The organism is Allocatelliglobosispora scoriae (assembly GCF_014204945.1).
Lineage (GTDB): Bacteria > Actinomycetota > Actinomycetes > Mycobacteriales > Micromonosporaceae > Allocatelliglobosispora > Allocatelliglobosispora scoriae.
Map to the genome: position 1 here is coordinate 1107666 of NZ_JACHMN010000002.1, position 25240 is coordinate 1132905.

26 protein-coding genes and 1 pseudogene are annotated in these 25240 nt (G+C 71.6%); 14 read left to right on the plus strand and 13 right to left on the minus strand.

Features of this window, described 5'->3' with window-relative positions; all coding sequences use genetic code 11:
* Genes F4553_RS10665 through F4553_RS10680 form a run of 4 tightly spaced genes read left to right on the plus strand, consistent with a single transcriptional unit; the run spans window position 1 to window position 5150 of the window.
* A complete protein-coding gene (locus F4553_RS10665) occupies window positions 1-1134 on the plus strand; it encodes a leucine-rich repeat domain-containing protein (protein WP_184834988.1) in 1134 nt (377 codons plus the stop codon).
* Window positions 1131-2759: an ankyrin repeat domain-containing protein gene (locus tag F4553_RS10670; protein ID WP_184834990.1), complete on the plus strand. Its 1629-nt coding sequence runs from the start codon at window positions 1131-1133 to the stop codon at window positions 2757-2759. Before F4553_RS10665 ends, F4553_RS10670 begins: the two co-directional genes overlap by 4 nt.
* Window positions 2756-3937 (plus strand): AAA family ATPase, encoded by a 1182-nt coding sequence (locus tag F4553_RS10675; protein WP_184834992.1) that lies wholly within the window; start codon window positions 2756-2758, stop codon window positions 3935-3937. The genes F4553_RS10670 and F4553_RS10675 overlap by 4 nt, the downstream gene beginning before the upstream one ends.
* Complete coding sequence (locus F4553_RS10680; RefSeq protein WP_312875154.1) at window positions 3927-5150, plus strand: vWA domain-containing protein; 1224 nt, start codon at window positions 3927-3929, stop codon at window positions 5148-5150. The genes F4553_RS10675 and F4553_RS10680 overlap by 11 nt, the downstream gene beginning before the upstream one ends.
* 986 nt (window positions 5151-6136) lie before the next feature.
* Here F4553_RS10680 and F4553_RS10685 read toward each other — a convergent pair.
* Window positions 6137-6943, minus strand: coding sequence for an SAM-dependent methyltransferase (locus tag F4553_RS10685; protein ID WP_184834994.1), 807 nt, complete (start codon window positions 6941-6943; stop codon window positions 6137-6139).
* A 30-nt stretch (window positions 6944-6973) separates the two neighbouring features.
* Window positions 6974-8215, minus strand: coding sequence for an MFS transporter (locus tag F4553_RS10690; RefSeq protein ID WP_184834996.1), 1242 nt, complete (start codon window positions 8213-8215; stop codon window positions 6974-6976).
* Between the two features lie 84 nt (window positions 8216-8299).
* Here F4553_RS10690 and F4553_RS10695 point away from each other — a divergent pair, with 84 nt between their 5' ends.
* The 4 genes from F4553_RS10695 (at window position 8300) to F4553_RS10710 (ending at window position 11625) form a co-directional block, all read left to right on the plus strand.
* On the plus strand, window positions 8300-8875 hold the full coding sequence (locus F4553_RS10695; protein ID WP_184834998.1) for a TetR/AcrR family transcriptional regulator: 576 nt from the start codon (window positions 8300-8302) through the stop codon (window positions 8873-8875).
* Window positions 8876-8994: 119 nt separating this feature from the next.
* Window positions 8995-9492, plus strand: coding sequence for a hypothetical protein (locus F4553_RS10700; RefSeq protein ID WP_184835000.1), 498 nt, complete (start codon window positions 8995-8997; stop codon window positions 9490-9492).
* Between the two features lie 30 nt (window positions 9493-9522).
* Window positions 9523-10590 (plus strand): winged helix DNA-binding domain-containing protein, encoded by a 1068-nt coding sequence (locus F4553_RS10705; protein WP_184835002.1) that lies wholly within the window; start codon window positions 9523-9525, stop codon window positions 10588-10590.
* Between the two features lie 87 nt (window positions 10591-10677).
* Window positions 10678-11625, plus strand: coding sequence for an MBL fold metallo-hydrolase (locus F4553_RS10710; RefSeq protein ID WP_184835004.1), 948 nt, complete (start codon window positions 10678-10680; stop codon window positions 11623-11625).
* 66 nt (window positions 11626-11691) lie between these two features.
* Here F4553_RS10710 and F4553_RS10715 read toward each other — a convergent pair whose 3' ends face one another.
* Complete coding sequence (locus F4553_RS10715) at window positions 11692-12243, minus strand: EF-hand domain-containing protein (protein ID WP_184835006.1); 552 nt, start codon at window positions 12241-12243, stop codon at window positions 11692-11694.
* A 131-nt stretch (window positions 12244-12374) separates the two neighbouring features.
* Between F4553_RS10715 and F4553_RS10720 the strand changes: the two genes are divergently transcribed.
* Complete coding sequence (locus F4553_RS10720; RefSeq protein ID WP_184835008.1) at window positions 12375-13001, plus strand: hypothetical protein; 627 nt, start codon at window positions 12375-12377, stop codon at window positions 12999-13001.
* Between the two features lie 9 nt (window positions 13002-13010).
* A complete protein-coding gene (locus F4553_RS10725) occupies window positions 13011-14177 on the plus strand; it encodes a PrsW family intramembrane metalloprotease (protein WP_184835010.1) in 1167 nt (388 codons plus the stop codon).
* Between the two features lie 18 nt (window positions 14178-14195).
* Here the strand turns inward: F4553_RS10725 and F4553_RS10730 are convergent, their stop codons facing one another.
* The gene (locus tag F4553_RS10730) at window positions 14196-14360 is read right to left on the minus strand and encodes a hypothetical protein (protein WP_184841282.1); all 165 of its coding nucleotides are present in this window, start codon (window positions 14358-14360) and stop codon (window positions 14196-14198) included.
* Between the two features lie 171 nt (window positions 14361-14531).
* On the opposite strand from F4553_RS10730, the gene F4553_RS10735 reads away from it, so the two are divergent.
* Window positions 14532-15149: an NAD(P)H-dependent oxidoreductase gene (locus F4553_RS10735; protein ID WP_184835012.1), complete on the plus strand. Its 618-nt coding sequence runs from the start codon at window positions 14532-14534 to the stop codon at window positions 15147-15149.
* 57 nt (window positions 15150-15206) lie between these two features.
* On the opposite strand, the gene F4553_RS10740 is transcribed toward F4553_RS10735, so the two are convergent.
* The 8 genes and pseudogenes from F4553_RS10740 to F4553_RS10780 form a co-directional block, all read right to left on the minus strand.
* The gene (locus F4553_RS10740) at window positions 15207-16169 is read right to left on the minus strand and encodes a CU044_5270 family protein (protein WP_184835014.1); all 963 of its coding nucleotides are present in this window, start codon (window positions 16167-16169) and stop codon (window positions 15207-15209) included.
* The gene (locus tag F4553_RS10745) at window positions 16166-16717 is read right to left on the minus strand and encodes an RNA polymerase sigma factor (RefSeq protein ID WP_184835016.1); all 552 of its coding nucleotides are present in this window, start codon (window positions 16715-16717) and stop codon (window positions 16166-16168) included. Before F4553_RS10745 ends, F4553_RS10740 begins: the two co-directional genes overlap by 4 nt.
* A gap of 114 nt (window positions 16718-16831) precedes the next feature.
* Window positions 16832-17440: a TetR/AcrR family transcriptional regulator gene (locus F4553_RS10750; RefSeq protein ID WP_221469849.1), complete on the minus strand. Its 609-nt coding sequence runs from the start codon at window positions 17438-17440 to the stop codon at window positions 16832-16834.
* 727 nt (window positions 17441-18167) lie between these two features.
* The gene (locus F4553_RS10755) at window positions 18168-18308 is read right to left on the minus strand and encodes a hypothetical protein (RefSeq protein WP_184835020.1); all 141 of its coding nucleotides are present in this window, start codon (window positions 18306-18308) and stop codon (window positions 18168-18170) included.
* Window positions 18309-18449: 141 nt separating this feature from the next.
* On the minus strand, window positions 18450-19229 hold the full coding sequence (locus F4553_RS10760; protein ID WP_184835022.1) for a YcaO-like family protein: 780 nt from the start codon (window positions 19227-19229) through the stop codon (window positions 18450-18452).
* Window positions 19230-19281: 52 nt separating this feature from the next.
* Window positions 19282-19704, minus strand: a pseudogene (locus F4553_RS42930) (YcaO-like family protein); the annotation flags it as partial.
* Between the two features lie 63 nt (window positions 19705-19767).
* Window positions 19768-21129 (minus strand): TfuA-like protein, encoded by a 1362-nt coding sequence (locus F4553_RS10775; RefSeq protein WP_184835026.1) that lies wholly within the window; start codon window positions 21127-21129, stop codon window positions 19768-19770.
* Entirely contained in the window at window positions 21126-22379 is a 1254-nt protein-coding gene (locus F4553_RS10780) for a YcaO-like family protein (protein WP_184835028.1), read from the minus strand. The genes F4553_RS10775 and F4553_RS10780 overlap by 4 nt, the downstream gene beginning before the upstream one ends.
* Window positions 22380-22806: 427 nt before the next feature.
* Here F4553_RS10780 and F4553_RS10785 point away from each other — a divergent pair, with 427 nt between their 5' ends.
* From F4553_RS10785 to F4553_RS10795, 3 genes are all read left to right on the plus strand, one after another.
* Complete coding sequence (locus F4553_RS10785; protein ID WP_184835030.1) at window positions 22807-23649, plus strand: phytanoyl-CoA dioxygenase family protein; 843 nt, start codon at window positions 22807-22809, stop codon at window positions 23647-23649.
* 102 nt (window positions 23650-23751) lie between these two features.
* Entirely contained in the window at window positions 23752-24285 is a 534-nt protein-coding gene (locus F4553_RS10790) for a hypothetical protein (protein ID WP_184835032.1), read from the plus strand.
* 75 nt (window positions 24286-24360) lie between these two features.
* Window positions 24361-24795: a hypothetical protein gene (locus F4553_RS10795; protein WP_221469850.1), complete on the plus strand. Its 435-nt coding sequence runs from the start codon at window positions 24361-24363 to the stop codon at window positions 24793-24795.
* Here F4553_RS10795 and F4553_RS10800 read toward each other — a convergent pair.
* Window positions 24792-25211 carry an RrF2 family transcriptional regulator gene (locus tag F4553_RS10800; RefSeq protein ID WP_184835034.1) on the minus strand — a complete coding sequence of 140 codons (420 nt, stop codon included), beginning with the start codon at window positions 25209-25211 and terminating at the stop codon, window positions 24792-24794. The genes F4553_RS10795 and F4553_RS10800 overlap by 4 nt on opposite strands.
* Between the last annotated feature and the right edge of the window lie 29 nt (window positions 25212-25240).

The window sequence follows — 25240 nt, forward strand, 5'->3', positions numbered from 1 at the left end:
ATGCCTGAGCGCGAGCCCACCCCGGTGCGCTGCCCCGCGATCAGCCACCCCGAGACGGGCCTCGCCGACCCGGCCGACTTCGACGCGCTGCTGGCCCGCCTCGACGACGCGGCCCCGGTTTGCTCCACTGAGGACTTCCCGCGCGGCACGCTCCAGCCCGACGGGCGGGTCGACCTGTGCAAGCAGGGCGTCGGACCGCTCCAGGTCGGCCGGGTGGTGCAGACCGCCGTCCGCTCCGCGCACCCGGTGCACCTGCTGCTCGGCACCAACGGGCTCGGCGCCGAGGGGGCCAGGGCCGTCGCCGACGCGCTCACGCCGGGACACCGGGTGCAGACGGTCTACCTGGGCTGCAACCGGATCGACGCGGCCGGGGTGCAGGCGCTCGCCGACCGGATCGCCGACGACCAGGGCGTCCGCGCACTGTGGCTCAAGCGCAACCCGATCGGCGACGACGGCGTGGCCCGGCTCTGCTCCGCGCTCATCGGCAACACCGCGCTGCGGACGCTCGACCTCGTCAACACCGGCCTTAGCGTCCACGGGCTCCGGCTGCTCGCGGCGACGCTCGCCGCCCGCGAGACGAAGCTCGAAAGGCTCTTCCTCGGCGGCAACGGCCTCGGCCCGGCCGCGGTCTCCGCGCTGAGTGAGATCATCACTACCGGTGGGGTACGCGAGCTCTACCTCGCCGCCAACCACCTGGGCGACACCGGGGCGATCGCCCTCGGCGAAGCCGCCGCGGCGCACCCGATGACGCTGGGGCTCGGCGGCAACGGCATCACCCCCGCCGGTGCGGCGGGCCTCGCCGGGCTGATGAGCCGGTGGGTCGCCCTGGACCTGGCCCGGCCGCCATCGGAGCGCGCCCTCGGCGCCACCTCCAATGTGGTCGGTGACGACGGCGCCGCCGCACTCGCCGAGGCGCTGCCCGGCAGCGATCTCCGGCGGCTCGACCTGCGATACACCGCGATCACCGGACGCGGCGTGAAGCTGCTGCTCACGGCCTCGGAGGCGAGCCGGCTCGACTATCTCGGGCTCAGCGGCGGCGTGCCGCGCCGGTTGAAGCGGCTCGCCACGAGCACGCTCGGTCCGGCCGCACCCGCGCACCCCGACATCCGGGCGATCGCGAGCGTCTACCGATGAGCGGTGATCTGATGGAGCTCTCGACGTGGCGGCGGATCCGGCGGTACGCCGTGCCCAGCACCGTGATCGACGCCTGCACCCGGGCCCGGGAGGCGGGCGACTGGCGCGCCGCCTGTGCGGCCGGGCAGATCGAGGTCGCCTTCGACATCGCCGCCGTGCGGGACACGTTCGGTCCCCAGACCGGCGGCCGCATCGAGGCGGAGCTGCTCCACTTCGCTCCCGACCTGCTGCGGTGGCACCTGCCCCGGGCACTCGGCGGGCGCACCAGCCTCGCCACCGGCGCCACGATCCGGCTGCTGACGGTCGGGTCGGCGGCGCTCACCGTCACGCTCCCGGTCTCGGTCGACGGATCGCAGCGGCTCCGGCTCGACGTGATCAGCGCCGGCACGGTCTCCGATGGTCCGGAGTTCGACCTCCCGGCGTACCTGTGGGATGTGCGTCGCGGCGATGAGCTGCGCGCGGCCTGGGGCGGAACGGCTGCGCGCATGCCCCGGTTCGGGCCGGACGCGACGCCGCTGCCGGAGGCGGAGTGGGGCCACGGCGACGACGCGCCGGACCTCGCCGAGCGGATACTGGCGCTGAGCGGTGCCGGGGACCTGGTCGCGGCCTGGGCCGAGGCCGGGATCACGCTCGACGCCGAGATCGCCGACATCCAGCGGTGGAACCAGCCGCAGCTCGAGCTGCTCGGCGTGCCGCTGGACCCCCGCGCGGTCGCCGCCGAGGCCCGGCGCCTCGCCGAGACCTACGACGCGAAGACTGTTGTGATCGAGTTCGACTACCGCACCCGCGTCGTGATCGATCTCAAGCGCAAGCGCATGAAGGCCCGGCTCGTCAGCTGGGAAGAGTGGCGCAAGATCGGCTCGGACGGCACCCTGCGCCGGATCAGCCCCTCGGTCCACCGCCGCTCCCCCGACCTGGACCTGCTGTGGCACGGGCTGATCAGCACCGGCGACCTGCACCCGCTGGTCCGGGCGGCGCTCTTCCCGCACGCCACCGCCGCCCCGCTGCTCGTCGACGCGCCGGCCGAGCCGACCCGGGTCCGCTGCCGGGGCGAGTGGCACCGCATCGGCCACGAGCACGGGCGGCTGCAGGTCCTCGACCACACGGCCGAGGAGGCGCAGCGCGAGCGGGTCATGCGCAGCCTCGGCGGCGCGGTGACCGGCTGCTTCGCCGTCGAGCAGGCCTGGACCGGCCAGACCGGGCGCCTGCCCAAGGCGCTGCGCGCGCAGCGGCGCGACCTCTGGCAGCGGATGCTGCACGGCGGCACCCAGACCGTCGTCGACCTGCTCGACGCCGGGATGAACCCGCACATCCGCGACGGCCGGGGCATGACGCTGCTGCACATGCTGCTCGCCTTCGACCACGAGGTGCTCCTCCCCCGGCTGCTCGACGCGGGCCTGGACATCAACACCCCCGACAAGGAGCAGCGGACCCCGCTGCACATGGCGGTGGTCTTCGGCTGGTCCGGCGGGCCGATCCGGGCCATCCTCGACGCGGGCGGCGACCCGCACCGAGGCGACCAGGAGCAGATGTCGGTGATCGACTTCATCGACGACGCTCTGGAATATCGCGACCGCAACGAGGACTTCACCGAGGCGATCACCTATCTGAAGGAGCGGGCGTGACCGGGGACCGGCTCGCCGCAGCCGACGACCTCATCGGCCGGCTGCGCGCCACCAGGACCGAGCCCGCGACCGACCCGCACGTCGAGGCGCTCGCCCTCGCCGTCTCCGCCAACCTGCCGGTGCTGCTCTGGGGCGAGCCCGGCATCGGCAAGTCGGCGACCCTCCAGCAGCTCGCCGACGGGCTCGGTGCGCCGATGGAGACCGTCATCGCCAGCGTGCACGAGCCGTCCGACTTCGCCGGGCTGCCGATCGTCGGCGACGACCCCGCCACGCAGGGCGTTCCGATGGCGCCACCGGACTGGGCCGTGCGCCTCAGCCGGGGCGGCCACGGCCTGCTCTTCTTCGACGAGCTCTCCTCGGCGCCGCCCGCCGTGCAGGCGGCGCTGCTGCGGGTCGTCCTCGAACGCCGTGTCGGCAGCCTCACCCTGCCGCCCGCCATCCGCATCGTCGCCGCCGCGAACCCGCCCGCGAGCGCCGCCGACGGCTGGCACCTCAGCCCGCCGCTCGCCAACCGCTTCGTCCACCTGCACTGGACGCACAACCCGCGCACGGTCGCCCGTGGGCTCTCCGGCACCTGGCCCGCGGTCACCGTGCCGCAGATCGACCTGGCACGCTCCGCCACCGCGCTCGCCAAGGCGCGGGGCGCCATCGCCGGGTTCCTGACCGCCCGGCCCGGTCTCACCCACCACCTGCCCGCCGACGCGGAGAGCCGGGGCGGGGCGTGGCCGTCCCCGCGTACCTGGGAGATGGTGACCCGCCTGCTCGTCTTCCACCTCTGCGCCGGGACCGGCCGGGACGCGCTCACCAGCGCCGTCATCGGTGCGGTCGGCGACGGTGCGGGGCTGGAGTTCACCACCTACCTGGAAGAGCTGGACCTGCCCGATCCCGAACGGGTCCTCGCCAACCCGGCCGCGTTCGCGCTGCCCGATCGGGGCGACCGGCAGCTCGCCTTCCTCACCTCGATCATCGCCGCCATCCAGGCCGACCCGACCCGGCCGCGCTGGGACGCGGGCTGGACCGTGCTCGCCAAGGCGGTCGACGCCGGTGTCCCCGACGTCGCCGCCCGGGCCGCCACCGACCTCGCCGCGATGCGCCGCCCCGAGTGGCCCGTGCCCGCCGCGATCGACGCGTTCGTCGAGGTCCTGAGCCTGTCCGGCATCCTGTCGCGTGCCGGCTGAACCCGCGCCTCCGGTTTCGTCGGCTCCCGCAGCACCGGCTCCGGTGCTGGACCGGGCGAAGCTGCTCGCGGCCCGGCTCCGAGCCGCCAGCGACCGGCCCTACCTCGCCTCCGCGCTCTACAGCCTGACCGTCGTGCCCTCGCCGAGCGTCCCGACGATGGGCGTCGACCGGTACTGGCGCTGCTACGTCAACCCCGCCTTCGTCGACGCCCACCCCGTGGCGGAGCTCGCCGGAGTCTGGATCCACGAGGTCGCCCACCTGCTGCGCGACCACCACGGCCGGGCCGACCGGCTGGCGCACACCGACCGGCAGGACCATCACCGGGTCAACATCGCCCAGGACTGCGAGATCAACGACGACCTGCTCAGCGACCGGCTCTCGCTGCCCGCCGGGCGGGTCGAACCGAAGGACTACCAGCTGCCCAACGGCCAGCTCTTCGAGCAGTACCTCCCGCACATCCCGGCCGGCACACACCACGTCAACTGCGGATCCGGTGCCCATGGGCGGCCGATGCCCTGGGACCTGCCCGCCGCCGGACAGGTCGGCGAGGTCGAGGCCGCCGCGATCCGCCGCCAGACCGCGCAGGCGATCCGCAGCCACACCCGGTCGCGCGGCACCGTCCCGGCCGGCTGGCGGCGCTGGGCCGACGAACTCCTCGAACCCACCGTCGACTGGCGCACGGCGCTCACCGGTGCGGTTCGGGAAGCCGCTGCCTGGGCCTCCGGTGCCGCCGACTACACCTATCACCGGCCGTCGCGGCGGGGCGCGGCACTGCGCGGGGTCATCCTGCCCAGCCTGCGGCGACCGCTGCCCCGGGTGGCGATCGTCGTGGACACGTCGGGGTCGATGTCCGACGATGCGCTCGCGGCGGTGCTCGCCGAGGTCGGCGGGGTGCTGCGGGCGGTGGGAGTGGGCAACAACCGGGTCAGTGTGCTCGCCTGCGACGCGGACGTGCACGCGACCCGGCGGGTGTCGACCGTGGGTGAGGTGGTGCTCGCCGGGGGCGGCGGCACGGACATGCGGGTGGGGATCGAGGCAGCGCTCGCCACGGCGCAGCGGCCGAACATCGTGATCGTGCTGACGGACGGATATACGCCCTGGCCGGAGGCGAGCCTGGGACAGGTGCGGGTGATCGCTGGATTGGTCGGGGAGGACGCGCCGGTGCCGCCGCCGTGGATCGAGTCCATCGCGATCCCGGCAGCACTGGGGTAGCACGGCGCTCGCGCCTCCGGTTGCTCCCGCACGTCGCTGCGCGCGGCACTGCGCGGGTGCGCGGGTGCGCGGGCTGCACGGACCACCGCGCGGGTCGCGCGCCACCGCGCGGCACGGACCACCGCGTGGGCTGCACGGCACGGCGAGGTGCGGCGCGGGCTCCTCGGCCGGTGCGGCGCGGGCGGACTGTTCACGGCACGGCACGAAGCGGCACGAGGCGGGCTGCTCGGAGGGCGCGGCCAGCGGCGGACCGTTCGCGGCACAGCGCGGGGCGGGCTGCTCGATACGACGAGGGCTGCTCGGCTGCGATGATCGCGCTACTTCCCGGAAACAACGCGAATCATGACGCTCGGAAGGGCAAAATCCCGGAACCAGCGCGATCTCGCTGTCCACACCGCGCTGCCACGCTTCAGCGTTCACCGCGCTGGCGGGAAGCAACCGACGTGGTAATCAACGCATGATCGCGTTGAAAGTCGGAAACTGCCCCCTCCGCCGGCCAAGATCGTGCTAATTCCGAGAAACGACCCCTACCGGGTCGATGGGAAGGGCCAGCTTCCCGGAAACAACGCGATCATGCCCGAGGAAACGCCAGCCCAGAAGCGCCAGGCCCCCCGAAGCACACGCACGCACATCAGCCCCGCCCACTCACTCGCAAACCCTCCGCGCAGCTCAAGATCGCGCTACTTCCGGGAAACAACCCCCTCAACGCCACCCGGAAGGGCCAGCTTCCCGGAAACAACGCGATCATGCTCGAGGAAACGCCAGCCCAGAAGCACCAGGCCCCCCGAAGCACACGCACGCACATCAGCCCCGCCCACTCACTCGCAAACCCTCCGCGCAGCTCAAGATCGCGCTACTTCCGGGAAACAACCCCCTCAACGCCACCCGGAAGGGCCAGCTTCCGGGAAACAACGCGATCATCGCCGCGCACCGCTGAACGCGGACCGCCCGAGCCGCACACCGAACCGGCGCACAGGAAGCCACACCTACATCTTGCGGCCCACTCCGCCGTAGCCGGAGTACACCACCGCCGGGATCGGCGGCTGTTCCGGATCCGGGCGCCAGTCCTCCAGCGCCACCAGCCCCGGTTCGATGAGCGGGAAGCAGTCGAAGAGCGCCCCGATCTCGCTCCCGCTACGCAGAGCCATCGGGTTGCCGCTGCGGGCGTAGAGCGTGGCGATGTGGTCGGTGTCCTCCGTCGTGCCATCCCGGCTCGCGTGGGAGATCGCCAGGTAGCTGCCCGACGCGACGGTCTTGCCGATCTCGGTTATCATCCCCTGTGGATCGTCGTCATCGGTGATGAAGTGCAGCACGCTGAAGAGCAGCACCGCCACCGGCTCGGTGAAGTCGATCAGGTAGCGCAGGTCGCGGTGGTGCAGGACCTGTCGCATGTTGCGTACGTCGGCGTGCACGACGGTCGCGTGCGGGTTGCCGACGAGCATGACCCTGCTGTAGAGCACCGCCATGTCGTCGGAGTCGACATACACCACCCGCGCCTCGGGGTCGATGCGCTGCGCGATCTCGTGGACGCTGCCCGCGGTCGGCAGGCCGGAGCCGAGGTCGATGAACTGCCGGACGCCGCTGGCGACGAGGTGCCGCACGACCCGTTCGAGGAAGGCGCGGTTGAGCCGCGCCATCGTCGGCACGTCCGGGAAGGAGGCCATGACGTGCCGGGCCATCTCCCGGTCGACCGGGTAGTTGTGACTGCCACCGAGGTAGTAGTCGTATATCCGGGCGACGTTGGGTCGATCCGTATCCAGGCCGTCCGGCGCCCAGTCATTCCAGCTCTCCACTCGATCATCCTGTCAGTGCAGCGACGATTGTCAACGAATGACCGCCAAACGCCTCGCCCGAGCCGTCCAGGCGGTCCCCAGCAGCACGATCGCGGCGAGCAGCATGACGCCCAGCCCGTACTCGCGGGCGGTGGCGAGGACACCGCCGCCGTGGACGACGAGGTACCCGGCGATCACCGCGGGCAGACCCATCGCGAGGTAGGAGACGACGTAGATCGCGGAGAGCACGCCCGCTCGCTCGTGCGCGGCGGCGAGCGGCAGCACGGTCCGCAGCGCACCCTGGAAGGCCGCGCCGAACCCGACGCCGGCCGCGATCGCGCCGAGGAAGAAGACCCAGATCGAGGTGGTGGCGATCGCGACGAGCGTGAGCCCCACGCCCGCGAAGAGCGCGGAGACGCCGATCATCATCAGCGGCTGGGCCGCCACGGCACGCAGCAGCAGGACGCCGACGGCGCCGCTGCCCGCCAGCGTGAAGAGCGCCAGCCCGCCGAGCACGAACGAGTGCGAGCCGGTGAGCAGCCGCATCAGCGTCGGTCCGAGCGAACCGTAAAACCCCGCGAGGGCCCAGACCGCGACGATCGCGGGGGCTGCGAGCAGCAAGGGCCGACGGGCATTCGGGGGTACGCCCACCCGCGGCCGCAGCGATCCGAGCGCTCCCGCCACGCGCGTCACGGTCTCCGGCATCAGCGCCACGCCGAGGGCCTGCACCGTGAACACACCGAAGAGCACCAGGTAGACAAGGCGAGCGGGGTCCGGCAGGAACTGCACCAGCAGGCCGGATCCGAGCGCCCCGACCGCCGTACCCGTCATGGGTGCGACCGCGTTGGCGACCGCCCCCTTGACCCGGTCGAGGTCGAGCAGCCCGGCGCCGAGCGCTCCGACGGCGGCGCCCGTCGACAGCCCCTGGATCACCCGCGCGAGCAGCAGCTCCGAGACCCCGCCCGCGGTGGCGAAGACGAGCATCGTCGCGGCCTGGACGATCACGGCGGCGAGCAGCACCGGCCGCCGACCGACGTGGTCCGACAGCGAACCGAAGATCAGCAGCGCGACGAGCACGGCGAGCGCGTAGACGCCGAAGACCACGGTGACGGTGATCGGCGAGAATCCCCATTCGGCCTGGTAGAGGGCGTAGAGCGGAGTCGGCGCGCTGGATCCGGCGAGCAGGAAGACGATGATCGAGATCTGGAGGTAGAAGGCGGCTCGGGGCGAGAGCCGACCCGCGCGGGCCGCCGTGGCCGGTGCGGCGGGGCGGGGTGCGGTCAGGGTGGTCATGGGAGCGCCTTTCACAGCGAACTAGTGAACAGACAGGTCTGTCTAGCCCTGACACTAGACAGACCTGTCTGGTATCGTCAAGTCATGTCCCCGAAGATCACCGACCGCTCACCGGCACGGGAGCGGCTGCTCGCCGCCGCCGACGAGCTCTTCTACTCCGAAGGCGTGAACACCGTCGGCATCGACAAGGTGATCGAGCGCGCCGGGGTCGCCAAGGCTTCCCTCTACAACGCCTTCGGCAGCAAGGACGAGCTGATCCGCGCCTATCTGGCCCGGCGGCACGAGGCCCGGCAGGCGCGGCTCGCCCGCAAGCTGGCGCTCTACGACACCCCGCGCGAGAAGCTGCTCGGCGTCTTCGACGCGCTGAGCGACCTCGTCGCCGAGACCGGGTTCCGCGGCTGCGCGTTCCTCAACGCCAGCGCCGAGGCCCAGCCGGGCAGCGCGGTGGAGGAGGTGAGCGACTCGTCGCGGGCCTGGGTGCGGTCGCTCTTCCGCGATCTGGGACGCGAGGCGGGTGCGGCCGACCCGGACCAGCTCGCCCGGCAGCTCGTGCTCCTCTACGACGGCGCGACTGTCGGCGCCAAGATGGACCGCGACGCAGGCGCGGCGACCGTGGCGAAGTCCGTCGCCGCCATGATGATCGACAACGCCATCGCCTGAACGCCGTGCAGCACAGCGTGGCCTTCTCGCTGTGCGAGGCCACGCTTTGCTGCAAAACGTGATGGCGGCGCACGCTGCTGCTATACCGTCGGGGAAAGTCACGAGAGGGGCTGGGACCGATGAGTGCGCTGCTGAACTCCCTGACCGAGGCCGAGCTCGCGCTGGTCCGCGAGACCGAGCCGGACCGGCTCGCCATGCTCGACGAGGACGACCTGGTGGAGCTGCACACCCGCATCCGCCGCGCCCGCACCAAGTACGTCGGCCTCTACCGCCGCGAGGCGAGCGCCAAGGTCGCCGAGTACGGCGGCCGAGGCAAGTCCCGCCCGAAGAACCAGCGCAACGCCGCGAAGGCCGAGGTCTTCGAGGAGGCCCTGGCCCGGGTCAGCCGCAGCCTCTCGGTCGCCGCCCGGCGCAGCGCCACGGAGCTGAAGGCCGAGCGCATCGCCGCCGCGCGGGCCGAGCGCAACACCACGCCACCCCGGACCACCAGGCCGAAGGCCGCCCCCGCCAAGGCGCAGCGGGCGAGCACCCGCCCCGACTCCCCGGCGCTGCGCAAGCGGCACGCGTCGACCCGGGCCGTCGGCGCGCGCCGCCAGGTGCGCAAGGACAGCAAATAGAACGTCAGACCCGCTCGATAGGCTCCGCCGGTGAGTGAGATCGCCGCTCGGCGGATGCACCGCCAGCACCTGTGGGGACCGGCGCTCGCCTCGATCGACGACGTCGTGCGGGACTTCGGTGCGATGCAGGCGCAGGAGTTCCTCCCCGCCAAGTGGTCGATCGCCCAGCGCGCGGCGGGCATCACCGATTCCGATGTGGATGCCGCATTCGCCGCCGGGACGCTGCTGCGGACCCACGTGCTCCGGCCGACCTGGCACTTCGTGCACACCGCCGACATCCGGTGGATCCTGGCGGCGAGCGCGCCCCGGGTGCACGCGGTCAACGGCTACTACTACCGCAAGACCGGCGTCGACGACGAGGCCGCCGCCCGTGGCCGCGCGGTCTTCGCCCGGGTTCTCGCCGACGGGCGGCAGCTCACCCGCGCGGAGCTCGCCGGGCACCTCGCCGCCGCCGGGATGCCGCTGACGGGCGTGCCGCTGGCTTACATGATCATTCATGCCGAGCTGGAGGGCATGCTGGTCAGCGGGGCGATGCGGGGCAAGCAGCACACCTACGCGCTGCTGGATTCGCGGACCTCCGCCGCGCCCCCGCCGGATCGCGAGGAGGCGCTCGCTATGCTGACCCGGCGCTACTTCGCCTGCCACGGACCGGCGACGATCAAGGACTACTGCACCTGGGCGTCGCTCACCGCCGGCGAGGCCCGCCGCAGCGTGGCGAGCCTGGGCACCGAGGTCCGCACCGAGGTGGTCGGCGAGCGCACCTACCTCTTCGTGCCCGGCGCTTCGCCGCCCGCGGCCCCACCCGCGAGCCCGGTCATCGACCTGCTGCAGGACTACGACGAATACGTCTTCGGCTATCTCGACAGCCGCGATGTGATGCTGCGGCGGGGCGGACCGGAGCTGCCGATGCCGAGCCGCCCCCGCGCACTGCTGCTCGACGGCGTCGCGCTCGGTTTCTGGCAGCACACCGCGACGAAATCGGCCGTCGAGGTCAGCACCGTGCTCCCCCGCAGGCTCACCGCGCCGGAGTCGGCCGCGATGCAGCGGGCGGCCGACCGATTCGGCGCCTTCCTCGGCCTGCCCGCCGCCTGGCACTGAAGCCGATGGGAGGGGGATGAGCCGCCCGGCTCGCAGCCACACCATGGCCGGCCGACACGATCAGCCCCGGCGGTAGTCTCTGCATCCATGACCTACCCTCAGGGCCTGCACGCCATCGCGCCCGAGACATTCGCATACCTGCAGCCGCCCGGCACGTGGGGCTGGAACAACTGCGGACTGGTCGTCGACGGCTCGCAGGCACTGCTCGTCGACACGGCGTACACCCTGGGACTGACGCGCGAGCTGCTCGGCTCGGTCGCGGCCGCGCTGCCGGGAGTGGAGATCGGCACGCTGGTCTTCACCCACGGCAACGGGGACCACTGCAACGGCAACCAGCTGCTCGCCGGGGCGGAGATGATCTGTTCGGCGGCGACCGCCGACGAGCTGCCGCACGAGATCAGCCCCGCGCAGATGACGGCGATGATGCAGCTGCCGGCACAGACGCCGGTCGGCGGCTACATGCGGCGGTACTTCGCCGACTTCGACTGGTCCGGCATCGAGCCGACGCCGCCGACGCGGACCTTCGCGGGCCGGCTGACCATCCCGGTCGGCGCGCGCGAGGTGGAGCTGATCGAGGCGGGCCCGGCGCACACGGACGGAGACGTCTTCGTGCACGTGCCGGACGCGGGCGTCGTCTTCACCGGTGACCTGCTCTTCATCGGCGACCACCCGGTGATGTGGTCCGGGCCGGTGGAGGGCTGGGTCGGGGCGTGCGACCAGTTGCTCGGCACCGGCGCGACGATCTTCGTGCCCGGCCACGGACCGGTGGCCGATCGGGCCGGGGTGGCCGCGTTCCGCGGCTACCTGGAGCAGGTCGGGGTGTGGGCGGAGAAGCAGATCGCGGCCGGTGTGGCCTACGACGTGGCGGCGAGGACGTTTCCGGTGGACGGCTTCGAGCGGTGGGGCCTGCGGGAACGGCTCATCGTGACGATGGGCTCGATCTATGCGGGACACGGACTGCCCTCAGCCGAGCGGCCCGCGCTGATCGGCGGCATGTCGGTCTGGGGCCAGGAGCTCGCGGCGGCCGAATCCTGAGGAGACCGTGAATGGCGTGTGCTGCCACGGCGGCACACGCCATTCACGGTCTCTACATTCGAGCGGTCAGATCCGGCCGAACAGGCCGTTGCCGGGGTCGCGATCGTCGGGCGAGGTGTAGAACTGGCGAGCCGCCCGGAGCAGCTCATCCACGGTGAGTGACCCGCTGCCGTCGCGGTCCAGACCGGCGAAGGCCTCGTCGATCTCGTCGGCCGGGGTGCCGAAGGCGAGCTGCATGGCGCGGAACTCACCGGCCTGCAGCGACCCGTCGCCGTCGGTGTCGGCGAGCTCCATGACCGCCTTCACCGCCGGGTGGAAGATCCGGTCGTAGCCCTCCTCGTCCTGAACGAATGCCCAGGTCATGCCGATGTGGTATTCGCGGGCGTCGAGCTTGTCGTCGGCGTTGCGGTCGCAGGCGGTGACGAGGACCGTCCAGACCTCGCCGAAGGCGCCGAGCAGCTCCGCTCCGCGCTCGGAGGAGGTCGGCTCACCGACGGCCGACAGCACCCGCTCACCGAGGTCGATGATGTCCTCGCGCTCGATGAAGCCGGTCCCGTTGCGGTCGAGGTGGCCGAACGCGCGGTCGTGCTTGCGGGACAGCAGGGTCTTCTCGGTCATGGGGGCAGTCCTCTCGTGACGCTGTGCGACAGCTCCACCTAAGCAGTTGCGCGCGCCCGATGCGCAACTGCCCCGATGGCGCATCGCCGGAAGTAGCTCACATCACCCATCAACTCGAATATCATTCGCAAATGGTACAAACAAGTGCCGTTCGGCAACCCGACGGCTGGGTGCCGGTCGAGCGGCGATGGCTCGGCCTGGACCGCCGTACGCTCGCACCGGCGCTGGTCGTCCTCGGCCTGGCGCTCGTCCTGCACTTCGTGCTGCCCGCCGTCAACAGGGCGGTGCCCTACACCGACAAGGCCCGGGCCGGTGACGTTCTCGCCCTCGCCCGCGGGGTCCGGTTCGTGCCCGCCACCGGCTGGAACATCGCCGCCGGGACCCGCGCCGACGACCCACCCGCGGGCGGCGCCTTCCCGCCCACCGCGGTGGTGGAGGACGGCGGCTTGCGTTTCGCGGTAACCACCGGCTCCTTCGACGGCGACTCCACCGCCCTGCTCGAACAGATCAAGAAGACGTCGGCGGAGCTCAACGGCGAGCACGGGCTGCACGTCACCTCGGCACCGGTGCCGATCCAGACCGCGAGCGGCCTCAACGGAGTGATCGCCCAGTACAGCGGCAGCTCCTCCGACGGTGCGCTCGCGGCGTTCGTCGTCGACGGAGTCGGGATCGAGGCCGTCATCACCGGGCCGCCGAACGCCGGGCGAGCGCAGACCGAGCAAGCCGCCCGGATGATCCTGTCCATCAGCCACTCGTGAGGTGACCCCGTGACCGCAGTCCCGGTCGAACTGCTCGACGACACCCGCACCGCGGCTCTGCGTACCTCCGGATGGGGTCGGGGTTTTCGGTTCTTCCAACCCCGCAACCTGGCGTTCTGGGTGTACGCCGTGCTGGTCGGCGCCGGTGTGCTGGCGTGGCTGACCGACATCACCGACGAGGCCGGCGTCTACGGCCCGATCATCGCCGTCAGCACCGTCGTGTTCGCGGTCTACGGCGCGATCTTCTGGTGGTTCACCCAGCGCATCGACCGTTACGCGCGCCAGAACCCACAACTGATGGTCCTGGCCTTCCTGTGGGGCGCGTTCGCCGCCACCTGGACCATGGCGCAACCCGCCAACGAGGCAGCTCTCGCCCTGTGGGGCAAGGGATTCGGGCAGACCTTCAGCGCCAACTGGGCCGCCGGACTGACCGCGCCCTTCACCGAGGAGCTCGCCAAGGGCAGCGGCCTGCTCCTGCTGATCGCGCTCGCCCCGCGGCTGATCGTCACCGCGTTCGACGGCTTCATCCTCGGCGCGTTCCTGGGGCTGGGCTTCCAGATCCTCGAGGACATCTCCTACGCGATGAACTCCGCGGCCGGCGCCTTCGGCACCGATCAGCTCGGCAGCGCCACGCTCACCATCATCACCCGCATCGTCGTCGGCGTCGCCGCGCACATCCTCTACAGCGCCGTGTTCGGGGCGGGCCTGGTCTACTTCCTCGGCCGCCCCGCCGAACCGCGCCGCCGAGGCTTCGGCCTGGCCCTGATGCTCTCCGCGATGGTGCTGCACGGCGTCTGGGACGCCCAGGGCGCGCTCTTCCGGGCCGGTGGGCTGCTGACCTTCGCGGTGTGGTTCGCGCTGATCGCCGTCGCGCTCGTCCTCGTCGTCCACGTGTTCAACACGACGGTCCCGCGCGAGCGGGGCTTCATGCGCGATGTCATGGCCCCCGAGGTCGCCCGGGGCGTCATCACCGACGCCGAACTCGACGCGCTGGCCGGTGACCGCAAGGCGCGCAAGGCGTACCGCAGGGCGGGCGCGAACCACCGGGAACGGTCCCGTGCCCGCCATGTCCTCGACGCCGCCAACGACCTGGCGGCACAGCTCGCCGCAGCCGGCGGCGCCGAGACGCCCGACGTGGCCTTCGCCCGCCAAGAGGTCAGGCGGCTGCGGGGCTGAGCCGCTCCCCGGAACGCGTCAGGCGGGAGCGGGGATGCTGGTGGGGTCGTCGGGGCCGGGCATGGGCTCGACCGGCGGCTCCGGGAGGGTCTCCGGCGTGTCCGGCAGGAGCTCGCCCGGGTCGTCCGGGACCGGCTCGGTCGGATCGATCGGCGGGTAGATGTCGGGATCCAGCTCTGGCATGACCATCTTCTGAATCTGCCCAGTGAGCAGCCACTTCAACCCCCCTTGACGGCGTCGTCCGCGTGCATCAAACTGAATCGCAACTCACCGAATGTAGATTCGGCGAATACTGCGCCATGGAACATGCCGACCGCCTGATGCGGACATCAGCCCCCACCCCGAGGAAGCGCCATGAAGGTCAAGGTCGTTCTCAGCCACCCCTACGACGGCAGCTACTGCTACGCGCTCACGCAATCCGTGCTGGCCGGCCTGGCCCGGGGCAACCACGAGGTCGACTTCCTGCACCTGGAGGAGGACGGCTTCAACCCGGTCATGTCCGCCGAGGACCTGCGCGGATACGCCACCGGCACCGCCATCGACCCCAAGGTCCACGACTACCAGCAGCGCACCAGGGACGCCGACTACCTCGTCTTCATCTTCCCGATCTGGTGGGAACTGATGCCCGCGGTGCTCAAGGGCTACTTCGACAAGGTCTACCTCAAGGGCTTCGCCTACGAGGAGGGCAGGGGCGGGCGGTTCACCACGCCGCTCACCCGCACCAAGGGCGTCACGATCATCACGACGATGACGATGCCCGGCTTCCTCTACCGGATCTGGTTCGGCAACGCGATCCAGCGCGCGATGATCCGCGGCACGTTCCACAAGATCGGCATGCACCGCAAGACGCTGACCTGGATCAACTTCGACAACGTCAAGTCGGTGAGCCAGGACAGGCGCGTCGGGTGGCTCAGCGGCATCGAGAACCGCTTCGCCGGACTCGACGAGATCGTGGCCAGGACCAGCAGGTAGGCACACCGGCGAGGGGCCGCAACAGATCTGCTGCGGCCCCTCGTCGGATCAGTCGGCTCAGTGCAGATCGGCGGCGTCCGGCAGGTCCGCGTCCGACCAGCCGGCCGCCAGCAGCGCCGTGTAGCTGCTGCGGACTCCGTCGGTCCATCGTTCCTCGGCGAGCGCGGTCCCGGTCGCCGGGTCGATGATCAGGCGCGTCTGGCCCAGCGCGCCGCCGTCGCCCCGGTGGCTGATCGCCACGGCCACGCCGGTCCGGCCGGTCGCGTCGGTGACGCGGCCGAGGGCGGTGATTCCGGGTACGCCCGCCAGCATCCGGTACGCGGCGGACCGGATCTCGGGGCCGACGGGCAGGTTCAGCACCAGCGCGCTGGCGCAGTAGAAGAGGAACTCGGACTGGTCGCCGTCCAGGTGGCCGGTGCGCGCGTACCAGGCGAGAAGTGCGGTTCTGAGCTGGTCGGGCCGGGCGGGCAGGGCGGCGAGGGTCCGCGCGGACCGGCCCTCGCCCGCGAGCAGGAAGTTGTTCGCGGCCGTGTGTCCCCGCATGGCGCGCGGGGTCCACGTGCCGCCGGCCGGGTCCCGGAAGTAGGCGGTGCTGGCGAGTCGGTCCACGGTGGCGAGCCACTGCTCGACGACGAGGGCCGGGCGGTCCCGACCGCCCTCCTCATGGCGCAGCACCCAGTAGCGGCCGCTGCGATGGGCGGCCGTGGCGCTCGACTCGGCCGCGACCAGGAGCCAGTCCGCGGCGGATGTCGGCGCGGCGACAGCGGAGGTCCCGGGGCCGGTGCCGGACCGCGGCGGAGCGGTGCCCGGCCGGACGGCCACGGTGACGCCGACCGCCGCGACGGCGGCCAGCGCACCGCCCGCGAGGACCAGGCGCCGCGTGGGCAGGTGCCGGGCGGCCTCCCGGCTGTCCCGGGGGTACGCGGTGATCGTGGACGGATCGACCGGCGGAGTGTCGGGGTCGAGGCGGGCCGGGCGGGCCTCGGTCAGCGCCCGGAGCGTGTCGCGGTGGGTGCTCATCGGCTGTACTCCTTGCTGGTGAGGGTGATGGCGGCGGGGCGGGGCCGGGTCGGCCGAGATGACGGGGCGAGGGCCTGCTGCAGTCGCTTGCGGGCCCGGTGCAGGCGGACGGCGTAGGCGGCGGTGGAGCAGCCGACGACGCGGGCCGCCTCGCGGGCGGTCAGCCCGTGCCAGGCGACGAGGGTGAGCAGTTCCCGGTCGTCCTCGCCGAGCCGGGCGAGCGCGGCCAGCATCGCCGCCTTCTCGGTCACCCCGTCGGCGACGTCGCGGTGCGCCGGCTGCGCCCAGGTACGCAATTCGGCCGCGAGCGCGGTCTGCCGGACTTCGGCGTCGTAGCGGCGGCGGACCACGTTGCGGGCCACCCCCAGCAGCCACGGCAGCGGCGTGGCGGGCACCTCGTCGAACTTGCGCCAGGCGATCAGGAAGGTCTCGCCGGCCACGTCGTCGGCGAGGCTGCGGCCGGCCCGGCTGACGGCGTAGGCGTAGACCTGGGGATGATGTTCGTAGTAGATGGCGGTGAATCGCCGATCGGCGTCCGCTGGGTTCACTGGCTTGCGCTCCCTCGGTGTCAGGTGTGTCGTCACCGGGTAATCCGCGCACGGCGCATTTTCTTACCGCCGAATCCCAGCCCGCCCACCGGGCGAGGGCGTCGCGGCGCCGCCTCAGGCCGCGGTCGGGCCGGCCAACCCGTGCAGCAGCAGATCGGTGAGCATGTCGACGATGGCGTCGTCGGACACCTGGGGACCCTGCTCGCCCGAGGTGAGCACCGCGTAGCCGAACATCGCCAGCATCGCGCCCATCGCACCGGCGACGAGCTGCGGATCGCCGGGCAGCCGGTGACCGCGCTTCGCCAGGAAGTCCAGGTGGTCCCGCAACATCGCCGTGTCGCCGACGAGCCGGTGCCACGCCTCGCTCGTGCCCAGGTCCGTCGCGATCGAGGACTGGTAGAGCGCCACCATCACCGGCAGGTGGTCCCGGAAGACCTGCCAGGCGACGGCGATGTGCGCCCGCAGCTGGGCGCGGTCGGTCAGATCGTGGTCGGGATGGCCCTCGGCGCCCATCGCCGCGCCGGCCTGGCCGTGCATGTCGCTCAGCAGCGCCTGAAGGAGCTCCTCCTTGCTGGCGAAGTGGTCGTAGAAGGAACCGGTCGCCCGGCCGGCGGCGGCCGTGATGTCAGTGATCTTGGTCGTCAGGTAACCCCGCGTGGCGAAGAGTGTGCGCGCGGCCGCCTTCAGCGCGGCCTCCGTCTCGGCAGCCTTGACCTTTCGCACGCCCACACAGACCGTCCCACAAGCTCGGCGCCAGTCGCACCAGCATACGTTGAATCGCGGTTCGGCGAACGAGGCCGTGGCGCACGCCGAGATCCGCTCTCGATCTTCAACAACAACCCCTCGGGGGTACGCGGACAGCACCACCGGCGTACCCCCGGATGCATTCACCCAGCCCAGCCCCGAACCCTGCCGGATGTCACCACGGACATTGACCAACCCGCGCCCTTTGGTGGTAGCCTGGCTTTCCAGAGAGCGCTCTCCGACATGAGCGTTCCCGATCGACCGCACCACCCACAGGCCACGGCAGGCGCAGGTCGCCGCCGTCATATGCCCGGGCGCCCGGCACATCCTGGAGAGCGCTCTCTCGCCCTCGCCGGGCGCCCGGTCCTCTCCCACGTCATGCAGCAAGGCGTGGCCTCCCAGCGTCAGGAGGCCACGCCTTGCTGCATAACGTGCCGGGTTCCGGGGTCGCGATGCCCGTTTGCACGACCCCGGTCACCCGGCACCAACCTCCCGGCCGCGCCGCCCATAGGCGCGAGAGAGGCGTTGCGGAGCGCCGAGCACCCGTCAACACGACGAGTTGCCGACGGAGCCCGACGCTCCGACCACGCCGCCACCGTGCATAGGTTGGGTAGACCTGGCGGCGGCGCGGGCATGGACGGTCAGCCGTCACGCCACCTGAATATGCGGTTCAGGCGGGGTGTTGACCGACCCGCTGACGCGGGACTCAGGCGAGCGGCGCGAGCAGCGCGGCGGTCTCCGCCTCGGTCAGCTCGGCGTCGAACGACGGGGTGAGGGTGACGCGCAGGGTCGTGCCGTTGGCAGCGATCACTGCGACGGGAGCCTCGAACTCGAGCTCGGTCTTCATGGTGTACTTCCCTTCTTCGATCCGACAAGAGCGCACCGGGTGATCCCGGCACATCACTGGCGGAACATCGGCGACCGGCGACCTCCGCCGATCGAGCTGGCCTGCGGTCACCGTGGGAAGACGGCGCCGCAGCTGATGACGTCACAGGGGTGGCCGCAGCCGGCGGGCCCGCGGGCCGGGCCGGTAGACGGCCGGATCGATGCAGTGGTCCAGGTCCGGTACGACGACGCGGACCACCGACATGCCCCCCGCCACCGCACCGCCGAGCTCGACGCGGATCACCCGGTCGATGCCGACCTCGCGCAGGCAGGCCAGTTCATGGGCGAGGTCCTCGTCGAATGTCGGGCTGCTGCGCGTCGGCACGGAGTCGAAGCTGCGCGGCGTCTCGGCCTTGACGATCGCGGACCACGCCGCCTCGCGGTTCTGCGGATCGGTGGCCCGGGCGTAGTCGTCGCGGCGGATGTCGTCGCGGGACCCGGTGATCACCGTGAGCCGGCTCTGCACCGCCTCGGTGAGCGCCCGCAGCAGCGCGATCTCGCGGCGGGGATGACAGCCCTGGCCGCGTGCCCCGGCCACGGCGGCGAGCGCGACGCGCGGATCCTCCGTGATCTCGGCGACGAAGCACGGCAGGGCGACGTCGGCGGTGATCTCCCAGACCGCGACGGCGATGCCGGCCCGCTCCAGCAGCGACAGCACCTCCTCGCAGGCGGGGTCCGCGATCGTCGCCGGGTCGATCCGGGCCGCCTCCTGCTCCGCCGGCGGCGTCCGCAGCCACAGCGCCTCGGCGTCGCGCTCGACGACCTCGCAGAGCGCGTGGCTCGTCGCCTCCAGCAGGTGGTTGCCGGAGGCGAGGCCGTTGGTGGTCACGGGGAAGGGCGACAGCCGCCGCGCCTGCGAGCCGCCGGTGAAGTCGGTGTGCACGATGTCGAAGGGGAGCCAGGGCCGGCTCGGCGCGGGCGATGTCGCAGCCCTCGATCCAGAGCAGCCGGAGATCGGGATCGAGCGGCTCGCCGTCCCGGGTCCGCAGCAGCGCGGCGTCGACCAGCGGCCGGGCGGCGTGCAGCTCCCGCCATGAGCCCAGGACCAGCGGCGCGACCACGCGCTCGGCATGGTAGGACTCGACCGACTCCATGATCGCCGAGACCCGCGCGGCGTCGGCGGTGAGCCCCTTGCCCTGCGAGACCGACAGGCCGCGCGCGTTGGGCCGGATCGCCACGAAGACGGGTACGCCGATGTGGTCCAGCCCCGTCACGTCCGCCACCCGGGTGATCCCCATCGCCGACAGGTGCGGCGTGATCCGGCGCAGTGTCTCCGCCGGGGAGACCGCGCGATCCGTACCGTCGCGATAGGTCTTCGAACCGGCCTCGATCAGTGCGTCCATGACAATCACCTCCATCGACAGCGGTGTGAATCCGCCGGAGCCCGGTTCTGGGGGAGGTCGGGCTCCGGCGGTGGTCTGTTACTCCCCCGGCGGGGCGAGCGTCCGGAAGTGGTATTCGCGCCGGACCGCCCGCAGGAAACCGCGTTGATCCGTGAAGCCGACCTCTCGCCAGTGGAGCTCCAGCGACGCGGGCAGCGGCTTGCCGATCGAGTCGAAATACCAGCGCAGCTGATGTGCGGTGGTCTCGTCGTCGGTGGCGGCGATGGGCTGGTCCAGCCCGTGCTCGGCGAGGAACTCCCGCTTGGCGACGATCGCGGCGACCAGCGGTGCGTAGGTGCCGTCGACCCGGAGCTGGTCCACGACGGCGGCGGGCAGGCGCTCGGCGATCTCGTCGATCACACCGTGCACCCGCTGCTCGGTGCCGACGAGCGCGGCGAAGTGCTCGACGGAGGTGTCGTTCGCCGCGAGCCAGGCCCGGATCTCGTCGGTGCCCATCAGGTCCCGGGCCCGGCGGAACCGCTCGGCGGCCTGCGCGAGATTGACCGGGGTGGCCGCGTGACCGCCGTCGACGACGGTCCGCAGCGCTGCCCGCTCCCAGACGTGCCGGTAGCCCGCCGGGTCCAGCCGCAGCTCCTCCAGGATCTCCAGCGCGGTGACCGAGGCCGGTCCCCCGGCCCGCGTATCCGGGTCCGCCTGCGCGGCGGCACCGCTGAGCTCACCGGCGGACTGGCGGGACTGCTCGAAGAAGCTGGTGTGCTCGAACCGGAAGGGCACCGCCGCCGCGGTGGCCGACGCCTGCGCCGCCATCAGGCGGAGCATCTCCTGCGCGTCGAGGGCCTTCTGGTTGATCCGGTTGGCGGGGAGCCACTCCCTCAGCGCGGCGAGCTCGTCGGCGGGCAGTCCCGCCTCGGCTCCGGCGGCGAGGAGTTGCGGATAGCCGCGGGTCGGGTAGTAGGCCTGCTTGGCGAGGCCGACGAGCGCGGTCGCGGTCGCGTCGCCCACCACGCCGTCGCGGGTCGCGAGCGCCAGGGTGGGGCGGATGTTGACCATCGCCTCGTTGGCCGCGCGGTAACCGTCCGCCGCATCGGCGTGCGCCACCGCGACCTCGTCGTCGTCGTTGATCGCCCCGCTGCGGTACGCCTCGAAGATCGTCCCGACACCGCGCATGCCGAAGTCGGCGAGTTCGGCGGCGCGGAGCGCTCCCATGCTGGCACTGCCGTAGACGGCGACGCCGCGGCTCATCGCCCAGAGGATCTCCTTGTGCCAGACGGCGGGCACGTCCTGGAAGCGGCCGTCGACGATGCCGATGGCGGCCGGCCGGCGCGCTGCCGAGCGCAGCACGTCGCCCTGGCTGACCGGCGGCAGGAAGAGCGCGTCGGGCAGCAGTTCCTTGGCCTTGGTCAGGCTCAGGGTGGGTCCGAGGAAGATGTGGATCGTCATGACGCCTCCCGAAGCCGCCGGGCGCGGGGTCCCGGCTGGTATGTCGCGGGGTCCACACAGTGCTCCAGGCCGGGGATGACGACCCGCACGACGGAGATGCCGAACGGCGCCCCGCCCAGGTCGACACGGACGACCCGATCGATGCCGACCGCGCGCAGCCTCTCCAGCTCGTGTGCGAGGTCATCGGCGAAGGTGGCGTTGCTGCGGGTCGCCGCGTCGGTGAAGCGCCGGGGCGTCTCGCCCTTGGCGCACGCGGTCCAGGCGGCCTCGCGGTTCTGCGGATCGGTGGCGCGGAGGTACTCCGCGCGGAAGATGTCGTCGCGGGAGCCGGAGATCACCGTCAGCCGGGTCTGCACCGCCTCGGTCAGTGCCCGCAGCAGCGCGATCTCGCGGCGCGGATGGCAGCCCTGCCCACGGGCACCGGCCACGGCGGCGAGCGCGACGCGGGGATCCTCGGCGATGTCGGTGAGGAAGCAGGGCAGGCCGACGTCGGTCGTCATCTCCCAGATGCCGACCGCGATGCCCGCGCGGGCCAGCAGGGACAGCACGTGCTCGCAGGCGGGATCGGTGACCGTCGCCGGGTCGACCCGGGCCGCCTCGCGCTCCTGCCGTGTCGTGAGCCGCCACAGCGCCTCGGCGTCCCGCTCGACGACCTCGCAGAGCGCGTGGCTCGTCGCCTCCAGCAGGTGGTTGCCCGAGGCGAGTCCGTTGGAGGTGACCGGGAACGGCGCACCGGCGAGCGACGGCGTGGTGTAGTCGTTGTGGACCACGTCGAACGGGAGCCAGACCGGCTCGTCGCGCGCGAGGTCGTGGCCCTCGATCCACAGCAGCCGCACGTCCCGGCCGAGCGGCTCGCCGGTGGCCGTACGCAGTTCGTCGGCGTCGACGAGCGGACGCTCGGTGTGGAGCTCCCGCCACGAGCCGAGGAGCAAGGGGGCCGCGATCCGCTCCGCATGGTAAGTCTCAACCGACTCCATGATGGCCGAGACCTTCGCCGCCTCGGTGGTGAGGCCCTTCCCCTGCGCCACCGTGAGGCCGCGCGAGTTGGGCCGGACGGCCATGAAGACGGGTACGCCGAGGTGGTCCAGCCCGGTGACGTCGGCGACACGGCTGATCCCCATCGCGGGCAGGTGCGGAGTGATCCGTTCGAGAGTCTCCGCAGGTGAGATCGCCCGATCGGTGCCGTCGCGGTAGGCCTTGACGACATCGGGACCGGATTCGGCAATTCTTGTCAGGACAATCACCCCCATCGACAGAAGCCGATTCTGGTGGGATCCGTCTCGAAGGACAAGACGCCGATCGCGACTTGTTAACGGCGCGGCGACTGGATCGCTGATTAGTCAGTTGCAAAAAGCAACTATCCTTGCAGCCCAGGCGGCGTACCGAAACGCCGCGGATGATCTCGGCAATATATATAACAATTTGTCTACGTATGATCATCTAGCTGGGCGCTACTCGATCGCCCCCGGCGAGCATCCCCAGCGACGAGGTCGTTACTCACCGGTATTCACCCTGCTCACGGCCGGTTCGGCGACGCACAAAACGGCAATACCGCTGTTAGCATCCTGGCAGTATCTGCGCGCGCTGCCGTTGGAAGCGCGACACCCAACTAGCGAAATGCGGTCCGCCCGGGTGGATCACGCGCCCCGGAGCCGGACGGCCCGCGAGGGAGAAACCATGGCTTCTGCGTTCAAGGTCGACGTAGACGCGTTCTGGGAGAACGGCTACACGATCGTCCGCGACGTCTATCCGAAGGCGGAGATCCAGCGCCTGCGCGAGGCGGCTTTCGCCGGCCGCGAGCGCGGACCGGGCGACCTGCTCTCCAACCCCAGCATGCGCAGCGTCCTCGTCGACGGCAACTTCGCCGAGATCGCCCGACGGATCCTCGGCAGCGATGACATCTGGTACACGGGCGACAGCTCGGTCACGATCAACTCCGGTCAGCGCGGCTTCCACAAGGACAACACCGACCGGCAGGACCCCAACGGTCCCGACTGGCGGGGCCGCTACACCATCCTGCGGTTCGGGATCTACCTCCAGGACCACTGGAAGCACACCGGCGGCCTCAACCTGCGGTCCGGCTCGCACAACACGACCGACCACTCCGTCGGCAAGAACGTCTACGTCCGCACCCGCGTCGGCGACGTCGCTGTCTGGAGCCTGCGCACGACGCACAGCGGCAACGGCGTCCTGCTGAAGTTCCCCCGCAGCGTGCACCCGGAGCCCAAGCAGATCCCGAAGATCCCGAAGTGGCGGATCGCCAAGGCCGACGGCGACCGGCTCGCCGTCTTCGCCGCGATCGGGCTCAACGACGCCCACCACGACCGCTATGTGGAGTACCTGAAGACCCGCACCTACATGGTGAACTCGTTCCGGGCGTCGAAGTACGACGACGAGACGCTCGCCCTCGCCGCGAAGGTCGGGCTCAACGTCCGCGACATCGGCAAGGAGATCGAGGGCGACGACACGGTCGGCCAGAACGTCGACTGGAAGCCGATCCCCTACACGGTTCACGCCTGATCGCATCCACCGCCGGGGTCGTGACGACGGCTCCGGCGGCGGGACGGCCGATGTCGCACGCGGCGGCTAGGGTTCGGTGCACGCTACCGAACAGGAGTCCCGATGACGGAGTTCCTCCGCGACGCCGCGGCCACCGCTGCGATCTTCGGCTTCTTCGGCTCGGCCTGGTTCGGCTGGGCCCAGGAGAAGCCGCCACCGGCCTGGCGCAGGTGGCTCATCACCGGCTCTGTCCTGTCGATCCTCAGCTTCATCGCGGGCGGCCTGCTCACCTGGCGCCACTGGAGCGACGGCACGGTCTTCGACGAGACCGTCGGGCGCACCTTCGGCATCATCGTCGGCATCGAGTTCGCCCTCGCCGGGCTCGGCGCGGCGGTCCTGGGCCTGACCGGCCGGCGCGACTACGTCCCGGTCTGGATCGCCCTCGTGGTCGGGGTGCACCTCTTCCCCGTCGCCGTGGTGCTGCACTACCCGTTCATCCACGTCATCGCGGCTCTCGCCACCGTCGCCGCGCTCGCCGCGATCCCGATCGCCCGTGCCAGGTCGCTGCCGGTGAGCGCCGTCAACGGGCTCGGTATCGGCAGCGCGCTCCTGCTCGGCGCCCTCGTCTCGCTCGGCTACGCGCTGTTCGGGTTCTGACCGCTGGGGCATGCTCGGTTTGCGGCATGCTCGGGATCGTGACCGGCCCGCCGTCGCTGGCTTAGGCTGACCGGCATGGACGGCGACCTCGATCTGCGCACCGATGCCGGGCAGCCCGCCACGGCATCCGACCGGCCCGTGGCCCGCTTCGTCTGGCACTTCGCCGAGATGGTGCTCGCGATGCTCGCCGGGATGCTGCTGCTCGGTCCGATCTGGATGCTCGTCTGGCCGCACCTGCACATGCACGCCGAGCTGCATGTGCTGGTGATGGCGACGAACATGGCGATCGGCATGGCGGCCTGGATGCGCTTGCGGGGCCACGGCTGGGCGGCGGTCGCGCAGATGTCGGCCGCGATGTATGTGCCGTTCCTACTGCTGTTCGGCCCCTTCTGGGCCGGGCAGATCTCCGCGTCGACCCTCTCGACCGCCGGGCACATCCTGATGATCCCGTGCATGCTCGCCGTGATGCTGTTGCGCCGCAGCGACTACACCCACCGGCACCAGCCCTAGCCTCGATCGCCGGTCAGGTCGGCGAGGGTGACGCCGTCCCAGACCCGCATCGTCGCGGTGTCCGCCGCCGTCCAGAGCTCCTGCAGCCGCAGGGCGAGGCCGTCGGGGCTCTCGTTGCGCTGGCGCAGCGGCGGCCCGCTGCCGGGCGCACCGTCGAGCGCCCGGACCACGTCGCCGAGCGTGATCTCCGAAGGCGCCCTGGTCAGGGTGAAGCCGCCGTCGGTCCCCCGCTGGGAGTGGACGAGCTCGCTGCGGCGCAGGTCGGAGAGCACGTCGTAGAGGTAGGAGAGCGGGATGTGGTGTGTCTCGGCGAGCAGCTGCGCCTTGACACTGGCCGGGGCGTGGGCCGCGAGGGTGGCGAGGGCCCGGACCGCATAGTCGGTGCGTACGGGGATCGGGCCGACCTGGCGAATCACCAAACCCCACAATCCCGAGCATCCATACT

What these genes read in the sequence shown, in the direction of transcription:
- F4553_RS10730 (WP_184841282.1), bottom strand. Translation starts at nt 14,360, where the DNA reads ATGCCAGAGCTGGATCCCGACATCTACCCGCCGATCGATCCGACCGAG.
- F4553_RS10665 (WP_184834988.1), top strand. Translation starts at nt 1, where the DNA reads ATGCCTGAGCGCGAGCCCACCCCGGTGCGCTGCCCCGCGATCAGCCAC.
- F4553_RS10740 (WP_184835014.1), bottom strand. Translation starts at nt 16,169, where the DNA reads ATGAGCACCCACCGCGACACGCTCCGGGCGCTGACCGAGGCCCGCCCG.
- F4553_RS10690 (WP_184834996.1), bottom strand. Translation starts at nt 8,215, where the DNA reads ATGACCACCCTGACCGCACCCCGCCCCGCCGCACCGGCCACGGCGGCC.
- F4553_RS10710 (WP_184835004.1), top strand. Translation starts at nt 10,678, where the DNA reads ATGACCTACCCTCAGGGCCTGCACGCCATCGCGCCCGAGACATTCGCA.
- F4553_RS10795 (WP_221469850.1), top strand. Translation starts at nt 24,361, where the DNA reads ATGGACGGCGACCTCGATCTGCGCACCGATGCCGGGCAGCCCGCCACG.
- F4553_RS10715 (WP_184835006.1), bottom strand. Translation starts at nt 12,243, where the DNA reads ATGACCGAGAAGACCCTGCTGTCCCGCAAGCACGACCGCGCGTTCGGC.
- F4553_RS10735 (WP_184835012.1), top strand. Translation starts at nt 14,532, where the DNA reads ATGAAGGTCAAGGTCGTTCTCAGCCACCCCTACGACGGCAGCTACTGC.
- F4553_RS10780 (WP_184835028.1), bottom strand. Translation starts at nt 22,379, where the DNA reads ATGGGGGTGATTGTCCTGACAAGAATTGCCGAATCCGGTCCCGATGTC.
- F4553_RS10720 (WP_184835008.1), top strand. Translation starts at nt 12,375, where the DNA reads ATGGTACAAACAAGTGCCGTTCGGCAACCCGACGGCTGGGTGCCGGTC.
- F4553_RS10670 (WP_184834990.1), top strand. Translation starts at nt 1,131, where the DNA reads ATGAGCGGTGATCTGATGGAGCTCTCGACGTGGCGGCGGATCCGGCGG.
- F4553_RS10695 (WP_184834998.1), top strand. Translation starts at nt 8,300, where the DNA reads ATGTCCCCGAAGATCACCGACCGCTCACCGGCACGGGAGCGGCTGCTC.
- F4553_RS10755 (WP_184835020.1), bottom strand. Translation starts at nt 18,308, where the DNA reads ATGAAGACCGAGCTCGAGTTCGAGGCTCCCGTCGCAGTGATCGCTGCC.
- F4553_RS10785 (WP_184835030.1), top strand. Translation starts at nt 22,807, where the DNA reads ATGGCTTCTGCGTTCAAGGTCGACGTAGACGCGTTCTGGGAGAACGGC.
- F4553_RS10775 (WP_184835026.1), bottom strand. Translation starts at nt 21,129, where the DNA reads ATGACGATCCACATCTTCCTCGGACCCACCCTGAGCCTGACCAAGGCC.
- F4553_RS10790 (WP_184835032.1), top strand. Translation starts at nt 23,752, where the DNA reads ATGACGGAGTTCCTCCGCGACGCCGCGGCCACCGCTGCGATCTTCGGC.
- F4553_RS10700 (WP_184835000.1), top strand. Translation starts at nt 8,995, where the DNA reads ATGAGTGCGCTGCTGAACTCCCTGACCGAGGCCGAGCTCGCGCTGGTC.